Consider the following 4,183-nt stretch of genomic DNA (forward strand, 5'->3'; position numbering starts at 1 on the left):
GGCCGGGCCGGCGACGTCGCGGCAGCCGGGTGATCCAGCCGGCGCCGCTCAGACGCCGAGCAGCGCGGGCAGCTCGGCGAGCGTGCGGATCGTGCGGACGTCGGCCGCGGTGATCTGCTCGTCCGAGATCGGGTGCCGACGGCCGTCGGGCCGGTCGAGCCACACACCTACGAGGCCGGCCTCCCGGGCGGCGGCCGCGTCGACGTCGAGCTCGTCCCCGACGTACGCGGTGCGCGCCGGGTCGGTGCCGAGCAGGCGGCACGCCTCCGCGAAGACACGCGGGTCGGGCTTGCCGAAGCCGAGCGTGTCGACGCCGACGAGCATCGGCACCCGGTCGACGAGCCCGACGCGCTCGAGCTTGGCCGTCTGGTAGGCGACCGACGCGTTCGACAGCGCGCCCACCGCGACCCCCGCCGCGAGCAGCGCGTCGACCACGGCCTCGGCGTCGTCGTGCGCGGTCCAGGCGCTGCTGAACCCGTCCTGGAACACCTCGTCCCAGCGCGCGAAGCCGTCCTGGTCGAGCGTCCGCCCGCCGAACCGGGCGTGCAGCTCGTTGGCGCGCGCCATCCGCTGCTCCTCGTACCCCGCCTCGCCGCGCGTGTACCGGGAGTAGTGCCCGTTGACGTCGGCACGCCACACCGTGAGGAGCTCGTGGTCGCGCTCGGGCGGCACGTCCGGCAGGTAGCGCCGGGCGATCGCGGCGAGGGCCGACCCGAACGCGCCGCGGGTGTCGACGAGCGTGTCGTCGATGTCGAAGAGCACGCCGTCGACGAGCGGCTGCGGCCGCCCGGTCGCGGCCGTCACAGCGTCGCGCGGAGCCGGTCGATCCGGGCCAGCGTCGCGTCGCGGCCCAGGATCTCCATCGACTCGAACAGCGGCGGCGACACGCGACGGCCCGACAGCGCGACGCGCAGGGGCGTGAACGCGAACCGCGGCTTGATGCCGAGGCCGCCCTCGTCGACCAGCGCGGCCTGCAGGACCTCCTGCGTCGCGGCCGTCGTGAAGCCGTCGGCCGGGAGGGCCGCGAGGGCCGCGCGGGACGCGTCGAGCACGGTCGCGGCGTCGTCGCGCAGGGCACCGCGCGCGTCGTCCGCGACCTCGAGCGCGTCGTCGGCCACGAACAGGAACCCGAGCATCCCGACGGCCTCGCCGAGCAGCGTGACGCGCGTCTGGATGAGCGGGGCGCCCGCGTCGAGCAGCGCGCGGTGCTCCGCGGACAGGTCGGCGTACGAGTCGGCCGGGACGAGCCCGCCCGCGTGCAGGTACGGCACGAGCCGGTCGCGGAAGTCGTCGGGCGCGAGCAGACGCACGTGCTCGGCGTTGATCGCCTCGGCCTTCTTGAGGTCGAAGCGCGCCGGGTTCGGGTTGACGTCGGCGACGTCGAACGCGTGCGCGAGCTCGTCGAGCGTGAAGACGTCCCGGTCGGGCGCGATGCCCCAGCCGAGCAGCGCGAGGTAGTTGAGCAGGCCCTCGGGCGTGAAGCCGCGCTCCCGGTGCAGGAAGAGGTTGGACTCCGGGTCGCGCTTCGAGAGCTTCCGGTTGCCCTCCCCCATGACGTACGGGAGGTGCCCGAACTGCGGCACGACGGACGCGACGCCGAGCTCGACGAGCGCGCGGTACAGCACGACCTGGCGCGGCGTCGACGACAGCAGGTCCTCGCCGCGCAGCACGTGCGTGATGCCCATGAACGCGTCGTCGACGGGGTTGACCAGCGTGTACAGCGGGTGGCCGTTCGCGCGCACGATCACGTAGTCCGGCACCGAGCCGGCCTTGAACGTGATCTCGCCGCGCACCAGGTCGGTGAACGTGACGTCCTCGTCGGGCATCCGCACGCGCAGCACGGGCGAGCGACCCTCGGCGCGGTACGCCGCCTTCTGCTCGTCGGTCAGGTCGCGGTCGAACCCGTCGTACCCGAGCTTCGGGTCGCGGCCCGCGGCGCGGTGCCGGGCCTCGATCTCCTCGGGCGTCGAGAACGACTCGTACGCGTACCCGCCCTCGACGAGCCGGCGCACGACGTCGGTGTACAGGTCGTAGCGCTGCGACTGCCGGTACGGCGCGTGCGGGCCGCCGACCTCGACACCCTCGTCCCAGTCCAGCCCGAGCCAGCGCAGCGCGTCGAGCAGCTGCAGGTAGCTCTCCTCCGAGTCCCGCTCCGCGTCCGTGTCCTCGATCCGGAACACGAACGTCCCGCCCGTCCTCCGGGCGTACGCCCAGTTGAACAGCGCGGTGCGGATCAGACCGACGTGCGGGGTGCCGGTCGGCGACGGGCAGAAGCGGACACGCACGGCGGAGCCGGCGGGGGCGGGGGTGGTCACGGGTACAGGTTAGTTGCGGCTAGTTCCGGCGGAGGACCGGGTTGCGCAGGACGCCGATGGACTCGACCTCGACCTCGACGACGTCGCGGTCGACGATCGGGCTCACGCCCGCGGGCGTGCCGGTGAGGATCACGTCGCCGGGCAGCAGCGTGAACACCTCGGAGACGTACGACACCAGGTACGCGGTGTCGAAGACCATCTGCGACGTGCGGCCGTCCTGCTTCGTCTCGCCGTTGACGCGCGCGGTGACCGCGAGGTCCTCGACGTCGAGGCCGGGCACGATCCACGGGCCGATGGGGCACGAGCCGTCGAAGCCCTTGGCGCGGGTCCACTGCAGGTCGCTGCGCTGGATGTCACGCGCGGTCACGTCGTTGGCGACGGTGTAGCCGAAGACGTGGTCGAGCGCGCGCTCGGGGCTGACGTCCTTGGTGACCTTGCCGATCACGACGGCGAGCTCGGCCTCGTGCTCGACGTGCTCGGTCCAGTCGGGCAGGACGATCGGGTCGTCGGGGCCGATCACGGACGTGTTCGGCTTGAGGAACAGCAGCGGCGAGGTCGGGACCTCGTTGCCGTGCTCGGCCGCGTGGTCGGCGTAGTTGCGGCCGACGCCGATGATCTTGGACCGCGGGATGACGGGTGCGAGCAGGCGGACGCCGTCGTCGTCGAGGCGGCGCCGCTCCCCCGTCGGCTGGATCGGCGTGTAGATCGGGTCGCCGGTGAGGACGACCAGCTCCTCCGCGCCGGGGTCCCCCTCGACGACGGCGTAGCGCGGGTCCTGACCTGTGGTGAAGCGGGCGATGCGCACGTGACCAGCCTACGGGTCAGGCGCGCGCGACGACCTCGCCGTGCAGCACGGCGAACCAGCCGTCGGGCTCGGCACCCCACTCGTGCCACGCGTCGGCGAGCAGCTCGAGGCCGACCTCGTCGGCGAGGTGGTGGTCGATGGCCTGCGCGGCGAAGTTCGACTTCGTGCAGCGGTCGGCCCACAGGTCGGCCCACCAGGTGCGGTCCTCGGGGGTCGCGTAGCACCAGACGCCCGCGGACGGCGCGATGCCTGCGGGGTCGAAGCCGGCGGCCCGCACCCACGACAGGAGGCGGCGGCCGGCGTCGGCCTCGGCACGGTTGGCCTCGGTGACCTCCTGGTACAGCGCCTGCCACTCGTCGAGACCAGGCGACGGCGGGTACCACGTCATGCCGGAGTAGTCGGCGTCGCGGACGGCGACGACGCCGCCGGGCTTGGTGACGCGGCGCATCTCACGCAGCGCGGCGACGGGGTCGGACAGGTGCTGGAGGACCTGGTGGGCGTGCACGACGTCGAACGAGCCGTCGGGGAACGGGAGCTCGTAGGCGTCGGCGACGTCGAACGCGACGTCGGTCCCGGTGTCGGCGGCGGCGGTGCGTGCGACGTCGATGACCTTGGCGGAGACGTCGACACCGACGACCCGGCCGGGCGCGACGCGGGCCGCGAGGTCGATGGTCACGGAGCCCGGCCCGCAGCCGACGTCGAGCAGGCTCTGCCCCGGCGTCAGGTGGGGCAGCAGGTAGGCCGCGGAGTTCTGGGCGGTGCGCCAGCGGTGCGACCGGAGCACCGACTCGTGGTGCCCGTGCGTGTAGACGTCGGCGTGGACGGGGGTGTTCACACCAGACTCTAATCACCTGAGCGGAGTGGGTTTCAAGGCACGGGACGAATCGTTCCGAGCGTTGAGACCCGGACGGTCCGCAGCGCGAGCGCGCGGCGCGGGCGACAGGCGCGCGTCGCGCACGGGCCGCCGCACCCGACGGACCGGCATGATCGACCCATGCGCCGCATCGCCGGAGTCGACGTCGCGCGCGGCCTCGCCGTGCTCGGCATGATGAGCGCCCACGTC

General features: G+C 73.3%; 5 protein-coding genes. All 5 read right to left on the bottom strand.

The genetic code is table 11. The annotated features are described in order from the left end of the window. Positions 1 to 48: 48 nt before the first annotated feature. Entirely contained in the window at positions 49 to 804 is a 756-nt protein-coding gene (locus tag HGA02_RS12155) for an HAD-IA family hydrolase (protein WP_168679227.1), read from the bottom strand. Continuing rightward, a complete protein-coding gene (gene gltX, locus HGA02_RS12160) occupies positions 801 to 2,315 on the bottom strand; it encodes a glutamate--tRNA ligase (RefSeq protein WP_168679228.1) in 1,515 nt (504 codons plus the stop codon). Before gltX ends, HGA02_RS12155 begins: the two co-directional genes overlap by 4 nt. A 19-nt stretch (positions 2,316 to 2,334) precedes the next feature. After that, the gene (locus tag HGA02_RS12165) at positions 2,335 to 3,120 is read right to left on the bottom strand and encodes a fumarylacetoacetate hydrolase family protein (RefSeq protein ID WP_168679229.1); all 786 of its coding nucleotides are present in this window, start codon (positions 3,118 to 3,120) and stop codon (positions 2,335 to 2,337) included. A gap of 16 nt (positions 3,121 to 3,136) precedes the next feature. Then, a complete protein-coding gene (locus tag HGA02_RS12170) occupies positions 3,137 to 3,955 on the bottom strand; it encodes a methyltransferase domain-containing protein (RefSeq protein WP_168679230.1) in 819 nt (272 codons plus the stop codon). Between the two features lie 12 nt (positions 3,956 to 3,967). After that, on the bottom strand, positions 3,968 to 4,183 hold a 216-nt coding region (locus HGA02_RS20440; RefSeq protein WP_210728493.1), incomplete at its 5' end, for a hypothetical protein.

Origin of the sequence: Cellulomonas septica (genome assembly GCF_012396155.1) — a bacterium.
Classification (GTDB): domain Bacteria; phylum Actinomycetota; class Actinomycetes; order Actinomycetales; family Cellulomonadaceae; genus Cellulomonas; species Cellulomonas septica.